Annotated in this window: 15 protein-coding genes; 6 read left to right on the top strand and 9 right to left on the bottom strand. The window is 34.6% G+C overall.

All coding sequences use genetic code 11. From position 1 onward, the window contains the following. Positions 1 to 77 precede the first annotated feature (77 nt). The gene (locus ACPUVN_RS04345) at positions 78 to 1,238 is read right to left on the bottom strand and encodes an OmpA family protein (RefSeq protein WP_426357845.1); all 1,161 of its coding nucleotides are present in this window, start codon (positions 1,236 to 1,238) and stop codon (positions 78 to 80) included. 239 nt (positions 1,239 to 1,477) lie between these two features. Here ACPUVN_RS04345 and ACPUVN_RS04350 point away from each other — a divergent pair, with 239 nt between their 5' ends. After that, a complete protein-coding gene (locus ACPUVN_RS04350) occupies positions 1,478 to 3,154 on the top strand; it encodes an ABC transporter ATP-binding protein (RefSeq protein WP_426357844.1) in 1,677 nt (558 codons plus the stop codon). A gap of 350 nt (positions 3,155 to 3,504) precedes the next feature. On the opposite strand, the gene ACPUVN_RS04355 is transcribed toward ACPUVN_RS04350, so the two are convergent. Beyond that, positions 3,505 to 3,945 carry a hypothetical protein gene (locus tag ACPUVN_RS04355; protein ID WP_426357843.1) on the bottom strand — a complete coding sequence of 147 codons (441 nt, stop codon included), beginning with the start codon at positions 3,943 to 3,945 and terminating at the stop codon, positions 3,505 to 3,507. Between the two features lie 1,455 nt (positions 3,946 to 5,400). Here ACPUVN_RS04355 and ACPUVN_RS04360 point away from each other — a divergent pair. Then, a complete protein-coding gene (locus tag ACPUVN_RS04360; protein ID WP_426357842.1) occupies positions 5,401 to 6,114 on the top strand; it encodes a winged helix-turn-helix domain-containing protein in 714 nt (237 codons plus the stop codon). Next, positions 6,111 to 7,586 carry a sensor histidine kinase gene (locus ACPUVN_RS04365; protein WP_426357841.1) on the top strand — a complete coding sequence of 492 codons (1,476 nt, stop codon included), beginning with the start codon at positions 6,111 to 6,113 and terminating at the stop codon, positions 7,584 to 7,586. Before ACPUVN_RS04360 ends, ACPUVN_RS04365 begins: the two co-directional genes overlap by 4 nt. Before the next feature lie 379 nt (positions 7,587 to 7,965). Here the strand turns inward: ACPUVN_RS04365 and fadE are convergent, their stop codons facing one another. Then, positions 7,966 to 10,386, bottom strand: a complete 2,421-nt coding sequence (fadE, locus tag ACPUVN_RS04370; RefSeq protein ID WP_426370044.1) for an acyl-CoA dehydrogenase FadE — start codon at positions 10,384 to 10,386, stop codon at positions 7,966 to 7,968. A 596-nt stretch (positions 10,387 to 10,982) separates the two neighbouring features. On the opposite strand from fadE, the gene ACPUVN_RS04375 reads away from it, so the two are divergent. Further along, entirely contained in the window at positions 10,983 to 11,774 is a 792-nt protein-coding gene (locus tag ACPUVN_RS04375) for a class II glutamine amidotransferase (RefSeq protein ID WP_426357839.1), read from the top strand. A 110-nt stretch (positions 11,775 to 11,884) separates the two neighbouring features. Here ACPUVN_RS04375 and ACPUVN_RS04380 read toward each other — a convergent pair whose 3' ends face one another. From ACPUVN_RS04380 to purM, 3 genes are all read right to left on the bottom strand, one after another. Further along, positions 11,885 to 12,745: a DUF3108 domain-containing protein gene (locus ACPUVN_RS04380; RefSeq protein ID WP_426370045.1), complete on the bottom strand. Its 861-nt coding sequence runs from the start codon at positions 12,743 to 12,745 to the stop codon at positions 11,885 to 11,887. A 93-nt stretch (positions 12,746 to 12,838) separates the two neighbouring features. Next, positions 12,839 to 13,483: a phosphoribosylglycinamide formyltransferase gene (gene purN, locus ACPUVN_RS04385; RefSeq protein WP_426370046.1), complete on the bottom strand. Its 645-nt coding sequence runs from the start codon at positions 13,481 to 13,483 to the stop codon at positions 12,839 to 12,841. Positions 13,484 to 13,489: 6 nt separating this feature from the next. Then, positions 13,490 to 14,536: a phosphoribosylformylglycinamidine cyclo-ligase gene (purM, locus tag ACPUVN_RS04390; RefSeq protein ID WP_426357836.1), complete on the bottom strand. Its 1,047-nt coding sequence runs from the start codon at positions 14,534 to 14,536 to the stop codon at positions 13,490 to 13,492. 161 nt (positions 14,537 to 14,697) lie between these two features. On the opposite strand from purM, the gene ACPUVN_RS04395 reads away from it, so the two are divergent. Together ACPUVN_RS04395 and hda are read left to right on the top strand one after the other, a co-directional pair. Further along, complete coding sequence (locus ACPUVN_RS04395; RefSeq protein ID WP_426357835.1) at positions 14,698 to 15,795, top strand: DUF2066 domain-containing protein; 1,098 nt, start codon at positions 14,698 to 14,700, stop codon at positions 15,793 to 15,795. Continuing rightward, the gene (gene hda / locus ACPUVN_RS04400) at positions 15,792 to 16,514 is read left to right on the top strand and encodes a DnaA regulatory inactivator Hda (protein WP_426357834.1); all 723 of its coding nucleotides are present in this window, start codon (positions 15,792 to 15,794) and stop codon (positions 16,512 to 16,514) included. The genes ACPUVN_RS04395 and hda overlap by 4 nt, the downstream gene beginning before the upstream one ends. Before the next feature lie 46 nt (positions 16,515 to 16,560). Here the strand turns inward: hda and ACPUVN_RS04405 are convergent, their stop codons facing one another. The 3 genes from ACPUVN_RS04405 to arsC all read right to left on the bottom strand — a co-directional run bounded on the left by ACPUVN_RS04405 (position 16,561) and on the right by arsC (position 19,394). Then, positions 16,561 to 18,513, bottom strand: a complete 1,953-nt coding sequence (locus ACPUVN_RS04405) for a hypothetical protein (RefSeq protein ID WP_426357833.1) — start codon at positions 18,511 to 18,513, stop codon at positions 16,561 to 16,563. A 121-nt stretch (positions 18,514 to 18,634) separates the two neighbouring features. Continuing rightward, positions 18,635 to 19,036 carry a DUF2069 domain-containing protein gene (locus ACPUVN_RS04410; protein WP_426370047.1) on the bottom strand — a complete coding sequence of 134 codons (402 nt, stop codon included), beginning with the start codon at positions 19,034 to 19,036 and terminating at the stop codon, positions 18,635 to 18,637. 16 nt (positions 19,037 to 19,052) lie between these two features. Then, positions 19,053 to 19,394 (bottom strand): arsenate reductase (glutaredoxin), encoded by a 342-nt coding sequence (arsC, locus tag ACPUVN_RS04415; RefSeq protein ID WP_426360571.1) that lies wholly within the window; start codon positions 19,392 to 19,394, stop codon positions 19,053 to 19,055. Positions 19,395 to 19,441 lie beyond the last annotated feature (47 nt).

The following is a 19,441-nucleotide window of genomic DNA, read 5'->3' on the forward strand; positions in this document are numbered from 1 at the left end:
CCTTTTTTAATATCTATTCGTAAAGTGTAATTAACTAAAATAAAGTATTAAAACCTCATATTCGTTAGTATTTACTCTTAACGTTTAACTGGAGTTTTCTTATCTACACTGATGTTTGCAACAATTCTACGGTTTTCAATGTTAGCCGCTCTAGTTTTAGCTGTGTTTAATAAACGTTCTTCACCGTAGCCAATTGCTGTCAATCTGTCAGCATCGATACCGTATTTACTTGTTAGTAAGTTAACTACTGAATCAGCACGTAATTGAGATAACGTTTTGTTTAATACTGCTTCGCCAGGAGCTGAAGCGTGACCTTCAATAACAATGTTTACAGATTCGTAAGTTTTTAAGAAATCAGCAACTTCTTCAACTTTATCAAAATACTTAGGTTTAATTACAGCATTGTTATTATCAAAGTTAATTAAAAGGTTCATTGTTGCATCATCTTCCATGTATAAAGTACAGCCAGTAGCATCTACTTTATATTCCATAGGAGAGTTTTTACATTGATCTTTAGCATCTGCAACACCATCTTTATCAGCATCAGACATAGAAACAGCACAACCAGTAGCATCTACTTTTGCGTTAATTGGTGTGTTTTGACATAGGTCGTTAGCATCTGTAACGCCATCTTTATCAGTATCGATCATTGTTGGAGGTTTAGCAGCTGTAGATACTGGAGTTGATTTAGCATCACCAAAAAAGTAAGTGAAACCAATTTGAGCTGATATATCATCATAATACTCATCGAATTGGTAATGTGCTTTAGTTTCGATGTATATCGCTGTTTTTTCGCTTAAGTAGTGTCTGTAACCTAAACCTAAGTTAGCAGATAATTCAGATTCAACAATATCTAACTCGCTAAACCCAGCTACTAAATAGAAGTTTTGCTCTGTTGGGAAGTATAAAACATCTAACGCGATACTTGATGAATTAGGTTCGTCAAAACCTCTTCTTGTAGAGTCTAGGTTTATGTGAGTATAACCTAATCTTAATTCTGTTGTAGTGCTTAAACGGTAACCTAATTCGGCACCAAAACCATCACCATTATTAATTTTAGATGCAGGATCGCTTGTTAATAAACGTTCGTTATCTGTATGAATATGGTAAAGATGAATACCAGCATAAGCTGTACCAACTAAGTCTTCTGCTTTTGGTTGTTCTGCTAAAGCAGTAGTTGATATAAATAAAGACGAAATTGCTACTGCAACTGCATTACGTATAGTTGATGTTTTCATGTTTTTGTTTCTCTATTAAAATAATTGTGTGGATTGTAGCTAAACTTTCTTCTGTTAACAATATATTTACATTTAAAAGTTCAACTTTAAATGTAAACTTATATGAATATATCGAATCTACATTTTCTTAAAGTAAAGCGTCGGTAGTGCTAATTAGTGATATTATATATAGCATATTGAGTTATTTATCTGCGTTACATCAAATAACTTGTTTAAACATAGTACGAATAGGGATTTTTTTGAAAACTAATACAAATAAAATGAGTTTCTTTTATTTTTTCTCTTTTTTAAAGCAATATAAGAAAGGCGTGCTCATTGTTATTTTCTTGATGGTGCTAGAAAGCTTCGTCAGTTTGAGTGTTCCTTGGTTTGCAGGTAAATTTTCGAAAAGTGTTTTAGAAAACCAGACTTTTTTCGATTTTGGTTATAAATGGTTAGCTCTTATTTGGTTATCTTTATTTGTACTCCAAGCTATTCTACGTTTCTTTTCAACCTATAAAATTAACTATATTGGTGCGCAAATTTTAACTCAGTTGAGTTGTCGACTTTACGACCATATTCAGTTACTGCCAGTTAAATACTTTAATAACAATAAAAAAGGCGAAACACTGGCTTTACTAAGTAACGATGTAAGCATTATTAGTTATTTTCTCTCAGGCATTATCACCAGCTTAGTTCCATCATTACTTATATTAATAGGCTCTTTGGTGCTGATGGCGTCTATTAGTTTGACCATTACCATGATTATTATTTGTATGGTGCCAGCCTTCTTTATTTTATTGAAGGTTTTAGGAAAAGGCATTAAACCTTTAACTGAAGATATAGTGCAAGGGCAAGCAACGTCAGTGGCAATTGCGAGTGAGAATTTTGGGGTTATTAAGTTAGTAAAAGCCTTTTCAAGAGAAAATGTAGAATCGAATCGATTTAAAAATAATGCCTACAAAATTCAAGAACTTCGTCGAAAACAACTAAAAATCCAAGCTGTGTTATCGCCTTTAATTCAATTATTGGTAACGTCTGGCGTATTGATGGTGGTTGTAGTGAGCGCTATACATTATCAAACAGGTAAGTTAACCATGCCTGATCTGATTACCTTATTAATGTACGGTTTGTTATTTGCTCGCCCTATGAGTGCATTAGCTAATTTGTATGGTCAAGTCCAGCAAGCATTAGGTGCATCAAAGCGATTAATTAATGTATTTAATATGTCTCCAGAGCCTATTGATAATAAGGAAGGTGAGAAAAGTATTTCAAACAATATGATTTCTTTCAAAAATATCAGCTTCAGTTATACCTCAAACGAGCGATTATTAAATAACGTAAATATTGATATTAAATCAGGTGAAACCTTAGTTATTCTTGGTCAAAATGGTAAAGGTAAAACAACCGTTCTGCATTTATTAATGCGCTTTATTGAACCATCAACAGGTGTTATTACTCTTGGCGATACTAATATTAATGAAATTAATTTATCAGTATTAAGAAAATACATAGGTTTTGTTTCTCAAGATATAGCCTTATGTGATGGCACAATAATGGACAATATTGCTTATGGTTATCCACAAGCAACAAAAGAAGAGATTAAAGCTGTAGCAGTGAAAGCAGGAGCTCATGAGTTTATTAGTGAGCTAGAATTAGGCTATAAAACTCAAGTTGGTGAAAATGGAGCTTTACTCTCAGGAGGACAACGTCAACGATTATCATTAGCTCGAGCATTATTGGCTAAACCCTCGGTATTATTGCTTGATGAACCTACTTCTATGATAGATAAAGAAGGTAAAGCAGATTTCAACTCTCAATTAGCCACGTTATTAAAAGATCAAACCGTGATTATTGTTACACATGAAAAACATTTAGCTGAAATAGCGGATCGGATTGTTACGATTGAGAATGGAAAATTAGTTGATATTAATTAACTTCAGCTTACTAGGGTCTGTTGATCTTTCAGGGTTAAATTTTATTCAATTTAAAACGGATTTAATCGCGATGTGAGCTTTGTCTAATAGTTATTCTATTAAAAAAGCGAACAGCAATGAGTAAATTCGTTTTAAATGAACCCAAAGGGCAGCATGTGTTTGAAATTCCTAACTTTGGATAGACAGGGCGTTATCGTCTGTTCGAGTAGCTAGCTACACATCACAGACTCAGCCTTGTCTAAATATCAAACACCTTGCTGTAAAAATAATATCGAAAGATCAACAGCCCCTAACTTAAACTGAATATATATTTAGTTTAAGTTAGTAGACAAAGCCTGTCAGATTTCAGTTTACCAAAGCCCTTTAAACCAAGTCCAAATCCCAAATGAAAACCCAGGCAATAAATCTATACCAAGAGCTGACTTAATTAAATACAACACAAGTAAGCCAAGCGCTGCACAGAACATTAAAAATATCGAAGAAAATATTGCTGAGGTCACAAGTGATAAGCGTTTTTCTTGACGTGTTAGTTCTCTGTGGTTACGTCCAATAAGCATTACATAATAAAAGCGCCAACGATAAAATGGAATTTTAAACGTACCACGTTTATCTACTGCATGGTTTCCCCAACTTCTTGAGCCAATTGCTGTCATCAAGTTCGTGAGTTGCTCATCATCAAAACTTTCAGCAACCTTTTTAGGCATACGCGATAATAAATTCTTTATAACGGGATCGTTTTTAACACTTCGATTAGACGTTGTTGATTGTGTATTATCTGATGATGTTTTCAATGTCAGTCCTTGATTCTTAAAAGCTTGTTTTTTAATTTATAACTCAATGATCTACTAAATAAATAACATGTATAAATAAATGAGTGCTGGAAACGGAATAAGTAATGTAAAAATAAGAGCTTCGCACCATTCTATTGTTCGATAAAAGTTATACCAAGATGGGTTTTTAGCTTTTTTTGAAGGTAAATTTTTAAAGAAAAAAATAAATGACGCAAACACCAACATCTGTAAAGCAAAAAACACTATAAATAAAGCTAACCAAACAAGTGGAGCAGGCGTAGATAACTCTATTTGATTTTGAAGTATCAAAAAAAGAATAAAACTGAATAAGCTCCATTGTAATAACCGCCAACGCTTATGCCAGAAAATAGTGGCGACTTGATTAAAAATATGGGGCGTTAACAAATACTTCATAAAGTTTACGACTGAATACCTAAATAGCGTGAAATACAATGGTTGATAATTATAGTATAGCTAAATTCCCTTTTAAGATGCAGTTATCATTCAATATTATTTTAATTTTTCAGCCTTCATGGCTTATGTAGGATGTTCTACATTCGATATTTAATCGTCAGTCACCTTGCCTTCAGTATTCTATATTTTATATCAAGGTGTTGTTGATCTTTCAGGGTTAAGTTTTAAATAATCTTAAAGGGTAATAGCTGTCTAAATTTATATGACGTTATCGCCTACTTGAACAGCTATCTTCATGCCATATACTCTGGATTACCTAAATTAAAGACCCCAAAAATGTCTATAAAACTAATCTAAAAATCTTGATAGTGTTTGATTTTTAGGTGAAAGTCTTTTTTATCAATTACTTAGTGTTTTTTCCTTTAAGTATCTCATTCTTGGTTAAATTCTTTGACATGAATTGTGAAGCTTTTGTGATAACTCTGTGATGCGATCGAGATTGTTTTCTTTCATAATTATATTCTATTGATTTATTACCAAATAAAAAACTCTTGAGTTAATGGTTTACTGTGTTTAGAAACATGTATCAACTACTTATACGTTTTTAGCATTAAGGTATTGTTTTTAATCATTAACTTTTGGTTGTTAACTGAACAAAATAAACAGACCAAATGCGCTTTAGTTTATATTTAGCCTACATTTAGTTTAAGTTATTTTGTTTTTGACGAAAGTATTTGTTCATTAACAAGTTCATATGACTCAGGTACCGATAATAATAGTGAGCTTATGTCGATTATTCTTACTCCTTCTGCAGAGGAAAAGAATCGCATAATATTAAGAATAAACTTGATTATGCAGTAATGCATTTAAGTGTTTTTTATCAAATAGACAGTTAAACAATATTTAACGTTCTCTTTAATAAAAAATATACAGGTTTGTTTATTCAGCATAAGCATCAATATTAGACGGGTTATAATAGTGCTAAAGAAAAGCAGCAAATTATTGCATAAGCTTTCTTATTAATGATCGAAGGATTACCAAATGGATAACATTTTGGTTGTTGAAGACGAACAAGATATAGCAGATTTAATTAAGTTGAATTTAGAAGAATTATCGTTAGAAGTTACACACAGTTTAACAGGAGAAAGAGCTTTAGAATTAACGTCAAGTAACAATTACGATGTCATACTTCTCGATGTAATGTTGCCTGGTATTTCAGGTTTAGATGTTTGTCGACAGTTACGAGAGCAAAAACCTGAGCAAGCTATTTTGATGGTGACATCACGAGATTCTGAAATAGACAGAGTATTAGGGCTAGAATTAGGCGCTGATGATTATATGACAAAACCCTTTAGCGTAAGGGAATTGCAAGCAAGAGTTAGAAGTTTATTAAGAAGGGCGCATTTATTAAGTAATGCGCAACAAACAGCTGAATCTGACGAATGTTTAAAGGTAGGTAATTTACAAATAGACCACCTTTCTCACCGAACAACATTAGCAGGTAAAAATATAGAGTTAACCTCAACAGAATACGATTTACTCTTGTATTTGGCATCACATCCAGAACAAGTTTTTTCACGTTCACAGCTATTAAGTTCCGTTTGGGGTTATCACCACAGTGGATACGAACATACGGTTAATTCTCATATTAATCGTTTAAGAAGTAAGATTGAAAAAGATGCGACTAGCCCTGAAATAGTACAAACAGTATGGGGGGTTGGTTATAAGTTTTGTAAACAAGGCGTAAGTGCATGAAGTTATCATTATATCAACGGCTCTCATTTTCATTATTTGGCGTTTTTATCGCTATTGTGTGTGTATTTTATTTTTGGTCTCAAGAGGTTGAAAAGAATACACGTTATGAATCTGAGCAGCAGTTACATTTATCATTAGCTGCTAATTTAGCGCGAGATAATCCTCTGTTACAACAGGGTGTGTATGATTATGCAGCCCTTAAAAACTTATTTCATACTCTAATGATATTAGGACCTGCTTTTGAGTTTTACTTTCTTGATCCTCAAGGCAATCTATTAACTCATTCTATTGATAGTTCTTTAATTAAAAGAAAGAAAGTTAACTTAATTCCTTTAATTCAATTAACTAGAAATCAAGTAAAGTTGCCTGTGTATGGTGATGATCCTAAGCATCCTACTCGTAAAAAAGTATTTTCAGCATCTCCTGTATTTAACGGTACACAGTTACAAGGCTATTTGTATGTCATTGTAGCAGGTGAGCAGTATGAATCGGCTTACACTAAGCAGCAAGAGAATAGCCAGATGGAGCTTTCTTTGGTGTTTTTTGTAGTGGCGTTACTGTTTTTATTCATGATCATGTTAGGTCTGTTTAGATACTTTACTAATCCTTTACGTAATTTAATTGTTGATATAAATGCTCTGAAATCAGTGAACTTTGATCGTTCGCAAGTGCAACTCCATTCTTGGATGGATAACAGTCAAAATGAAGTTCATCAATTAGGCAGTGTTTTTCATGACATGGTTGAACAAATAAATGACCAAATAGAAAAGCTTAAACAAACTGACATTCACCGTAGAGAGCTTCTAGCAGACATTTCTCACGACTTAAGAACACCTTTAGCATCATTGCAAGGCTACATGGAAACAATTGCTATAAAAGGGGATTCTATAGATGAAGAAGCAAGAGGTCGGTTTATGCAAACGGCACTTAAAAATTCAAATCAATTAAAAATGTTAATTGACCAAATATTCGAATTAGCGCATTTGGAAGGTGGGCAAGTTTCAATTAATTTAGAAAGCTTTAATTTAACCGAGCTTTTGTATGATGTCATGGCTAAGTTTCAACTTAAAGCTGATGCATTAAATATTAAATTAAGCATTATTCCAGAGTTTTCATCTATTCAAATTTATAGTGATATTGGTAAATTAGAACGTGTATTAAGTAATTTAATTGATAATGCATTACGCCATACACCAGAGGGTGGCAATATCCAATTAGAGATTTCTGATGTAAATAATGAGCAGTGTTATTTAGTCGTTAAAGATAATGGCACAGGTATTAAAGCTGAAGAAATAGCCTACATATTTGATGCTCGCTACCGTGCAAGTAATGCCATTCAGAGTGAAAACAAACATGCAGGCTTAGGTTTAGCGATCACTAAAAAATTATTAGAGTTGTTGAAGTGTGAAATAAGAGTACAAAGCCAGTTGGGTAAAGGTACATCTTTTAGCTTGAATTTAAAAACGCAGTAATACCAAATGGATTAATTTATTGAGCAACTTAGAGCTACATTAGCAAGCTTAGAACAAGCAAAATTGATTAAACATAGTTATTCTATATTTCTTCAATTTTGTGATGTTATTAGTTTGCTAATGAGCTCCCGAAGGGCGAGAATTTAAAGGCTAATATGCCGCGTTATTGATTTTGACAAGGGAATAACCATTCTCTTCAATCAATGCCTTGTCTCTAAGCCTTTAAATTCTCGCTAAGTGAGTAATAAATTAATCCGTTTGGTATAATACATTTATTAGTTGGGTAGGTGAACTGAGGAATTTATTAGTTCACCTTTTTAAGAGATAAACAAAGTGATTGTTCTTTGTTTATCTCTATTTTTTACTTCCTATTTAAAGCCTACTTCTTTAAACGTAAATCTTCAGAATCAAAGTCATCTACATCAATCGCTGCTTTTCGTCCTATCTCAGTTTTAGATAGTAAGTCAGCTTCTTCTTGAGTAATAATACCTGCCGCTAACGCTTCTTCTGCAACTAAGTTCAACTTATAAAACGGTAAGTATTTACCTAGTCCTTTACACGCTTTAGTGTAAATAGGTTCACAAGCAACAATATCTTCTAACGTTTGCTCTAGTTGCCCCATAGGGAAAGCTGGATCACGTTTCAAGTATTGCCATTTACCAATTCGGCTTCTGGTTTCACTCGGTGTTTGTAAAATTTCAGCAACTTTTTGATCAATAGCATCGGAAGGTTTTTGTAACCACGTACCTAATGGGAATATGGTAAATCTTAAAAACAACGCAACGCCTTTATTTGGGAAGTTAGAGATAAGATCATCTATCGCTTCCTGAATTTTATATAGGCTATCTTCTAACGCCCATTGAACAAGAGGGAAGTCTTCAATTTGACGACCTTCATCGTTGTAACGTTTAAGGGTTGCAGACGCTAAGTATAAATAACTTAGTACATCGCCTAAACGTGCAGATATACGCTCTTTTCTTTTTAACTCACCACCTAATGTCGCCATCGAGATATCTGACAACATAGCAAGGTTAGAACTGAATCTATTGAGTAATTGATAGTAACGAGTTGTTTGATCACTAAAAGGTGTTTTCTGTAATCGTGAACCTGTAAATGAAAACCACAAGCTACGGCAAATATTACTAATTGAAAATCCAATATGACCAAATAAAGCATGATCAAAATCATCTAATGCTTCTTTAGCATCTTCATTTTTTGCGGCAGCTATTTCGGCTAAAACATATGGATGACAACGAATAGCGCCTTGACCATAAATGATCATACTACGCGTTAATATGTTGGCACCTTCAACGGTAATAGCGATAGGAGCACCTTGGTAATTTCTGGCTAGGTAATTACCTTTACCCATACAAATACCTTTACCACCATGAATATCCATTGCGTCTGAAACACACTGTCTCATTTTCTCGGTTAGGTGATATTTAGCAATAGCAGAAATAACGGAAGGTTTTTCACCTAAATCAATCGCACCCGTAGACATAGTGGTTACGGCATCCATTAAATATGCGTTGCCGCCAATACGTGCTAATGGCTCTTGTACGCCTTCCATTTTACCTATAGACAATTTGAATTGGCGTCTAATTCTTGCGTAAGCACCTGTCGCTAGCGCAAGTGACTTAACACCACCTGTACTATTAGACGGTAAAGTAATAGCTCTACCAACTGATAAACATTCAACTAACATTCTCCAACCTTGGCCAGCCATTTCAGCACCACCAATAATAAAGTCTAAAGGTACAAATACTTCATTACCTTGAGTAGGTCCATTTTGGAAAGGGATGTTTAATGGAAAATGACGACGACCTGTAATAACACCTTCTATATCTGTAGGAATAAGAGCACAAGTAATACCGTAATCATCTTTTTCACCAATTAAATGGTCAGGATCTCTTAATTTGAAGGCTAAACCTAATACTGTCGCTACAGGCGCTAAAGTAATATAGCGTTTGTCCCATGTTAACTTCATGCCTAATACTTCTTTACCTTCAAATTCGCCTTTACATACTACGCCAAAATCAGGAATAGAGCTGGCATCTGAACCAGCTTCAGGGCTTGTTAAAGCAAAACATGGTATTTCTTCACCTGTTGCTAAACGCGGAAGGTAATAATTTTTTTGTGCTTCTGTGCCGTAATGTTGTAATAACTCAGCAGGGCCCAAAGAGTTTGGAACACCAACCGTACTGGCTAAAACTGAACTAACAGAAGACAGTTTTTGTAATACTCTTGATTGTGCAAATGCACTGAAGTCTAGTCCACCAAATTCTTTTTTGATGATCATAGCGAAGAATTTTTTGTCTTTCAGGTACTGCCAAACTTCAGGAGAAAGATCAGCAAGTTCATGAGTCACTTCCCAATCGTTTGTCATGGCACATACTTCTTCAACTGGACCATTCAAGAAGGCAAGCTCTTCAGCGCTTAATCTAGGTTTAGGGTAGTTGTGGAGTTTCGTCCAGTTAGGATTACCTTTAAATAATTCAGCTTCAAACCATGTTGTACCTGCATCAATGGCTTCTTGCTCAGTCGTTGACATATCAGGCATTATGCTTCTAAATACTTTAAGCAAAGGTGCGCTGATATATTCTTTTCTTATACTTGATACGTTAAGCGGTATGGCAATAATGGCGAAAAAGAACCAACCAAAAAAGCTAACAATGTCTAAGAAGGTACCAAGCGCCATTAAGGCGATAAATGCTAAACTGAAAGTTGAGAGCGAAGCTCTGTTGTATGCCATAAATATACAAAGTGCTATGACAATAACAACCCAAGTGAAAAATTCCATATGATCTCCCCAAATTTATTATGTGTTCTCAACTGAGGTAAACATAATAGATAGTGTGTAAAACGATTTAAGATAATAGTATGTATATAAGTTAAAGTCGCGCTAAATTGATAAATAACAACCTGATTATTATAGAATAATCTCACTAGTTATCGTGCTATTATGATGCGCTTATATTCAGCACCAAAATTATTTTCTGATTTATATGTTTAACTTATTAGTTTTATGTATTGATCAAACTAGGGCCTGTGATCTTTCAGGGTTAAATTTTATTCAATTTAAAACGGATTTAATCGCGATGTGAGCTTTGTCTAATAGTTATTCTATTAAAAAAGCGAACAGCAATGAGTAAATTCGTTTTAAATGAACCCAAAGGGCAGCATGTGTTTGAAATTTATACCACGTTATCGTCTGTTCGAGTAGCTAGCTACACATCACAGACTCCGCCTTGTCTAAATATCAAACACATTGCTGTAAAAACAATCTCGAAAGATCAACAGACCCTAACCTTTCAGACTAAATAATAGTAGTAAATATCATTATTTATACCTAATTTATTATTTTAGCCCATTTTTATGTAGTAAGGAGTATTAATCATGTGTGAATTGTTGGCGATGAGTGCCAATGTCCCTACCGATATTTGTTTTAGCTTTAGTGGTTTAATGCAAAGAGGCGGTAATACAGGGCCACATAAAGATGGTTGGGGTATTACTTTCTATGAAGGTAAGGGCTGTAGAAGTTTTAAAGATCCATTACCTAGCTCAGCTTCACCTATCGCTAAATTAGTGACTGAATATCCCATTAAGAGTGAATCTGTAGTTTGTCATATACGACAAGCTAACTCGGGCGGTATCAGTTTAGAGAATACACATCCGTTTACCCGCCAAATATGGGGACGACACTGGACTTATGCTCATAATGGTCAATTAAAAGATGTTCATAATAAGTTAAGCATAAAATATCATATACCTGTAGGCGAAACGGACAGTGAATTTGCTTTTTGCTGGTTGTTAGATCAAATCCATATTAAATATGGCGCACAACAACCTAATGATATTGAGTTATTTACTTATATCGCTAGTTTGAGCGAGCAATTAAATAGCAACGGCGTATTTAATATCATTATTACTAATGGTGAGTGCTTGTTTGCTTATTGTGATAACAATTTACATTGGATCACACGTAAAGCACCTTTTGGTAAAGCAAGTTTGATCGATGCTGAAATGGAAGTTAACTTTAATCAAGAAACTACAGAAAATGATATTGTGACGGTTATTGCAACTCAACCATTAACGAATGATGAAGAGTGGCACAAAATGTCGAAAGGGCAGTGGCATTTATTCAAATTAGGTTGCTCAATCGCTTGTGGCGAAGAATCGAATACTTAGTTTATAAGTTTTTATTCTAAGTACGTAGATCGAAAAAGGCGAGTATTTTATAAATATTCGCCTTTAATTTTATTGGTTATATAACCTGAACTCGGGATAATGGATTTTATCTATTTTACTGATTCAGTTACTGGTTCTATTACTTTCGGTATTTCTTTAAGATTGTCAGCATCAGAATTAGTGTCAGAATCAGATTCTACCGCTGTTAATTGCGCTTCAAATTGTTCTGTCCCACCTTTCGATTGATAAAGCCTTACCAATAAGTAATTTAATTCAGGGGCGAACCATGCGTAAGTTACGCGTTCTTTTTCTGTAACTTCACGTTTTAGCTTGATGGTTTTAACTAAACCATACGGCAACATTAATTCTTCAGCGCCATCATACTCATAAGCATATTCTCTTATATCTCCTGATGTTTTTACTACAGGATAAATAAAGTTCTTTTGCTCAGGATTTTTAATTAAATTAAATCTGTGTTGTAAATGGTAGCTTAGGCTGTCTTGAATATACTCAGGAAATTCAATCGACATTGTTTTTTTATCTTTAATATTTGTGCCTGAGTTATTGGCAATGTCGTAAGACCATTCATAAAATTTATCTCGACCCGTACCTTCACGTGTATATTTATAATGCTGAGGGATAACATTATTATTTTCTATGGTGACTATCGATTCTTCCGCGCGTCTGTCATCAAAAATCAACCATTCTATATCGGTAGAATAATTATAACGGTAAGTATTATTAGCTAATTTTTCTAGCTCTCTAATGGCAGTACCGACTTTTTTAGATTTATGTAAAACAGAATAACTGGCTTTAAAAGGAGCGACTAGAGGTTCAGATGAGGTTGGAATTGTTGAATCAGATAATTGCTTAGCTTCAGTTTCAAGAACCCTTTGAGTTGGTTCTGATTGAGCCCAAGAATGTGCAGATACAGATAATAATAAAATACATGGATAAACGTGCTTTAACATTACATTTCCTAAAATGCAGTTTGCTTACGTCTTGTTTTATAGAAAACAGGAATAGAACATAAACAAAACTGCATCAATCAAATTAAACTATAGCTATTCTTCGCTAGCATAACCTGAAGCTGGAATGATATCACCATCAAATAATGCTTTTTCACCTTGCATAACTACGCGCTTTAAACAACACCATTTAACCACTAGTGGGTAAATACGGTGTTCTTGTTCGTGTATTCGGCTAGCTAAATCTTCAGCGGTGTCACCATCAAAAATAGGCACTTTAGCCTGTAAAATAACAGGACCACCATCTAATTCTTCTGTTACATAGTGCACACTAACACCATGTTCAGTGTCGCCAGCATCAATTGCACGCTGATGAGTATTTAGACCTTGGTACTTAGGCAACAAAGATGGATGAATGTTCAATAATTTTCCTTGAAAATGTTGAACAAAAGCAGGCGTCAATATTCTCATAAAACCAGCAAGCACAATAACGTCTGGTTTGTATTGGTCTATTACTGTTATGAGAGATTGATCGTAGGCTTCTCTAGAGTCAAAATCTTTGTGAGATAAAGTAGAAGTTTCTATATTGGCATCTTGAGCGCGGGTTAGGCCGTAGGCAGTTGGAATGTTAGAAACAACACCCACTACCTCGCATGGATAACCATCAGCTTTGCAGGCATCTATAATTGCCTGCAAATTAGTGCCGCTGCCAGAAATTAAAACAACAATTCGGCTAGTCATTGATGATTAACCTTTATTAATAATAACTTGTTCTTCACCTGCTGGTAAATCGGTGATTGCACCAATATGCCAAGCTTTTTCGCCGTTATTGTTAAGAATTTCAATACTCTTAGCTAGCTCTTCAGCTGGAACAACAATAATCATGCCTACGCCACAGTTAAATGTACGGTACATTTCGTGTGTAGTAATGTTACCGTTTTCTTGTAACCAGTTAAAAATTTCAGGCCATTCCCAAGTACTTTCATCAACAATAGCTTGAGCATTTTCAGGTAAAACTCTTGGAATATTTTCCCAGAAGCCACCACCTGTAATGTGAGATAAAGCGTGAACATTAACTTCTTTAAGTAAAGCTAAAACAGACTTAACATAAATTTTAGTTGGTTCGATTAAATGGTCGCCAATTGACTTACCGTTTAATAATTCGTTTGTATCTGTGTTGTTAACTTCTAACACTTTACGAATAAGTGAATAACCGTTTGAGTGAGCGCCTGAAGAACCTAAAGCGATAAGTTGGTCGCCTGATGCAACTGCACTTCCGTCTAATAAACGAGATTTTTCAGCTATACCAACACAAAAACCAGCAATATCGTAATCACCAGCGTGATACATACCTGGCATTTCAGCTGTTTCGCCGCCAACTAGAGCACAACCTGATAAAACACAACCATCAGCAATACCTGAAACAACCGCAGAGGCTACTTCAACATCAAGTTTGTCAGTTGCATAATAATCTAAGAAAAATAGTGGTTCAGCACCTTGAACTATTAAGTCGTTTACACACATAGCAACTAAATCAACACCTACTGTGTCGTGCTTTTTTAAATCAATAGCCAAACGTAGTTTAGTACCAACACCGTCAGTGCCAGCAACCATTACAGGCTCTTTGTAACCTGTAGGAATTTGACATACAGAGCCAAATCCACCTAAGCCGCCCATAACTTCAGGACGAGTAGTACGTTTAACTGCGCCTTTAATATTTTCAACAAGTGCGTTACCCGCATCAATATCAACGCCAGCATCTTTATAGCTTAGGGATTGTTTTTGTTCACTCACAGTGGAAACCTCAATAAAATTACTAATGGGATGTTTGTGGCGCATATTCTATCAGCGCGAGCGCTTGGTGAAAATCTTTATAATAAATTATTTTAATATGTGCCTATATATAACAACAATATGTTAATATTTTCACAATTATACTTTTTATTTATTTTGATATGTTTAGATATTGGATTGTTTTTACTCTTCTTTTTTTATGTAAATCAGCTACTGCGGTAGAAGTAACTGATTTATACACGGCTAAAGTTGCCTTAAATTCACAAACACAGAAAGATCAAAACAGCGCACTTAAAGCTGCTTTAGAGGCTGTGTTGGTTAAAGTTTCGGGCGATGAAGCCATTTTATCGAATGAATTTGTAAGGTCTGAAACACCTAGTTACGCAAAATACTTAACGCAATTTAACTATATTAATGACAACGGCGAGACTCATTTAGTCGCTTCGTTTGATGAAACGCGTATTACTCAGCTCTTTTTCCAACAAAATATTCCATTATGGGGACGCCTTCGTCCGTTGGTACTTTTTTGGATTGTTAGCGAAGACGGTTTAAACCGAGATGTCATTTCAGAAACCGATGAATCACCATTACATAATGAAATTTCTATTATTGCAGAGCAACGTGGTTTACCGATTGTTTTACCGTTAATGGATTTAACTGATAATCAAAACATTGAAATGTCAGATTTATGGGGACGATTTATTGATCCTATTCAGCTTGCTTCAGAACGTTATGCTCCTGAATCAATTGTAATTATAAGAATTTCTAAAAACAGAAACAATTACTCTACTGACGATATAACACCTGAATGTGACATGGCATGTTTGCAATCAAGTGTGACAATTGATTGGCATATTGCTATGACTCAAAGTAATAAGGTTGTTACTGGAAATCAATATCAAGGTTCAGATGAAGTAGCTTTAATGAAAACGGTTATGTCTGACATCACTACCTTTATTTCGAAAAAGTATGCATTAACCACTGAAAGCGATCATGAATTAATTATTGATGTTGCTAATATTGATTCGTTAACCAAATATGTTGAAGTAAGTGAATTTCTTGAAAAACTTTCAGCCATTAGTTCTGTTAAATTACTTAAAGCTGAAGGTAATAACCGACGTTTCCAACTTACATTGATGGGGACGCCTGAAAGTATTTTTGCTTCTTTACAGCTAAATAATAAATTAAAGCAGTATGTTGACCCATTAATTGGACAACGTATTAATGAAGTTCCTGTGTTTTATTGGGGAACTGAGTGAAATATACCTCACAATTGAGCTTATCTGTTCAGTTACCTGATGATGAAACCTTTCAAAGTTTTCAAAGTGAGGATAATAAAGCTGTTGTTATTCAGCTTAAACAGTTTATTGACCTTGTTGTTAAACAAGAAGCTCATCCTACCGCGTTATACTTGTTTGGTATAAAAGGGGTAGGGAAGTCTCATTTGTTACATGCAAGTTGCGCTTATGCTGAAGAGCTTGGTTTGTCTTCATTAAACTTATCGTTTTGTGAACTTGCTCAGCTTTCTACTAAAATGTTTGACGGTTTAGAGCAAATAGATGTGATTTGTTTAGATGATATTCATTTAATTGCAGGTAATGATGACTTTGAACGTGCAGTATTTGACTTATTTAATCGCGTAACCGAACAAGGTAAGTGTCTTATAATTTCAGGCGATCAAAATGTGGGTAACTTAACCATAAAATTACCTGACTTGTTATCAAGATTAAGCTGGGGATTAACAGAACAAGTTAAACCTATTCATGATGATGAGAAAATATTAGCACTACAATATCGAGCTGAACAACGAGGTTTAATTTTAGCGAATGATTCAGCTAAGTTTTTACTGACACGTTTATCAAGAGAAATGAGTAATTTGATTGGCGCGTTAGATGAACTAGATAAAGCCTCGATTAGAGAACAACGCAAAATAACTATTCCATTTATTAAAGAAATATTTCCTCATATATCTAATTAGTTAGATATACAGATTACATCATTTAATCTCACTCTTAAATTACCCCTTACTTTTTAGGTAATGGCTTTTCTGCAAAGAGTGAACTGAATTCATTTATAGGTCGCTCTTGATTATCTTTTATTGTTTGAGAGGATATTTGAGCTTTAGCTAATGACTTAGGCGCCGCACTAGGGCTAATATCTAAGTTATCAACCCAAGACTTTCCAGATTCCATTTGTATAGGCTCTGGTAAATTATCAATCACGGTTTGATAGTCATCAAATTCAGGTAAAACTCTTTCTACAACAAAAGCTATGCGCGGTTTTATATTCTCTTCACCAATGCGTCCACGTTGTCCCCAGTCAACAATGTAATCACTTGCATAACCTCCAGCACCCACATAGTTTGTTATCGCAACGTCTCGGTCAATATCGTATCTAGCTTTCATCATAAAGCCATCAAATAGCATGGCGTAGTCTTCATTAATACTCGAATAGTTATAAAACTGTGGCGCAGACTCAACTGAAAATAAGGCAGTAACATCTGAAGGGATATAAGATTTTTCTAATGCTGTTGCTGAATCACCATGAAAGCTTACACTAGCTAAACTACGCATTTCAGAACCATATAATGGATAAGTGTGACTTAACCATTCAGATTGAATTGTATTAGGGATCGCATCTATAATTTTTTGGCTTTTATCAATATTAAACCAATAGCTTTTAGGGAAGTAATCATTAGCGTGTGCAAGTTCGTGATATAGCAGGCTGATAATACTATAAACACCTTCTTCACTATCGCGTGATCTTCGCGTTTCTTCTGAGATATACGTACTTAAATAGTCGTTGTTTCTTACATAACGCCAAGGTATATCAAATTGTAAATCGCTACCAAATTCAGCTCTAAAATCGGGTGCTTCATTAAGCGTATCTCGTTCATCAACAGATAACCAAAAGTTATTAGCGTCTAAATAAATAGCACCTGTTGCAGCCCAGTAAAAAGAAGGTCTCACATCGTAAGAAATAACAATGCCCGTTGTTGCTCTAAGCATGTTTTTTAAATCATTATTGGTGTCATATGCCGTTAAAAACTCTTTAAATCTATCTCCCATCCATGCATGAGAAACTACAACTCGATCCATAATGTCGTCAACAGTAGGGCTTGTAGTATCGTGTGCAATCAAAGGTAAAGTATTGAGTGTGCATATATTGCTCACCGTTAGTTCATTGCTATACAAGCAGTCAATCAAGTTGTTTTTGTAGGGCGAGTTTTCGTTATATACAAAAGTATCGCTGACTCTTTCATCAAAAATAGCGCTAGCTGATATATCATTTTTGTTTTCTATTAAAACAGCGACATTATCAGTAAAGCTTGCGCTGTTATTTGAAGCGCTCACTTCAAAGGTTATAAAAGTATCTTGGTCTACATCAGGTGCGGTAAAGAAAACAGCCGTTTGACCAGAAGTTGTGTCAGTAAAGCTAACAGTAGGACCTGAAGTTTGCGTCCATATTATTGAGTTTGTTGTTAGATCTGAACTTATGTTCGTTGAATTAAGGCTTGCTCGTAATGAAACATCAGCTCCTTCAGAGACTACATGCCCTAATCGAGCAGATATAGAAGATGTATCATTTGATACATTGAGCTCGTGCACGCGAGTTTCAGTGTTACCTGATTGTGTTGTAAAAGATGCTTCAAAGGTGTAACTACCCGCAGAAGTCGGCGTGAAAGCAATACCTTTACTGCTCGGTGTAAGAAAAGTAACAGAGTCACCTGATGTTTGAACCCAGGATATATCACTTAGTTCAGACTGAGGAAAATATAAGAACAACTCAGTCGCTTGGTTAATTGAAACGTTATCATCAAATACATTGATATCATTTTCACTTAAAGGGATTGTAGAGGTGGTTGTACTACTAATTGGCGTGTTAGCTGAATTCGATGAGTCACTACCGCTTCCGCCACAAGCAGATAAAAATAGGACAGAAGTACTCAATAGTAATAAATTATTAGCGCGCTTCATTGCGTGTCCTATTTTGAGGTTAGTGTTATTTGATGTTATGTCATTAAATAATAAAGGCTAACCTATTTTTAAGTTCTGTTTAACTTATATCGAGCAGTTGATTAGCCAAAATTGAGATGAATTAAGCTTCCTCGTCCTTTTTCTTTCTTAAACTTAAACCTAATTCTTGGCCTTTAAATTTCGCATAATAAGTGCCGCCAAAAAACATTAAGCTAGCAAAGATCAATTCTATTATTGCCCAAAGTGTATCGCCAGCAGATACCCATAATGTGGTTAACGAATGCAAAAAATAAATCATAACAATGAAGTTAGACCATGCATAAGTAAAAGGATTACCTTGAAGTAGACCTTTTAATGGAAACAGTAATGGCAAAGTAAAAAACACTAAAGATAAGTTAATGCTTAAACCTTCTGAAGGATTAAGTACGACTAGCCATAACGGCATAAAAAATAATAGCCCAAAATATCCTGTTAAAGCTATATTCTTAAGTGTGCTAAGTGAAAAGGTTGTTGCTTTTATCATGTTTATTTTTACTCAATTAAAACAAAGTTAATACGTTTTCAGGAGGCCTGCCGATAACAGCAGATGTTGCACTTGTAACGATAGGTCTTTCAATAAGCTTTGGTGTATTTACCATAGCGTCAATAAGCACTTCGTTACTTGCACCTTTAAGGTTCTGTTCTTTAAATTCAGCTTCTTTTGTACGCATCATTTCAATAGGAGATATGTTTAATAAGTTAAGCAGTTCATTGATTTGAGCTTTATTGAGTGGCGTTTTTAAATACTCTACAACCGTTACTTCTTTTTTGTTGTCTTCCATTAATTGTAAGGTTTGTCTGCTTTTTGAACATCTAGGATTGTGGTAAATAGTGTACATAATTGACTCTTTAATGTTATTTCAATATTGAATAGCAACAGGCTGAATGG

This window comes from Pseudocolwellia antarctica (genome assembly GCF_049933045.1).
Classification (GTDB): domain Bacteria; phylum Pseudomonadota; class Gammaproteobacteria; order Enterobacterales; family Alteromonadaceae; genus Pseudocolwellia.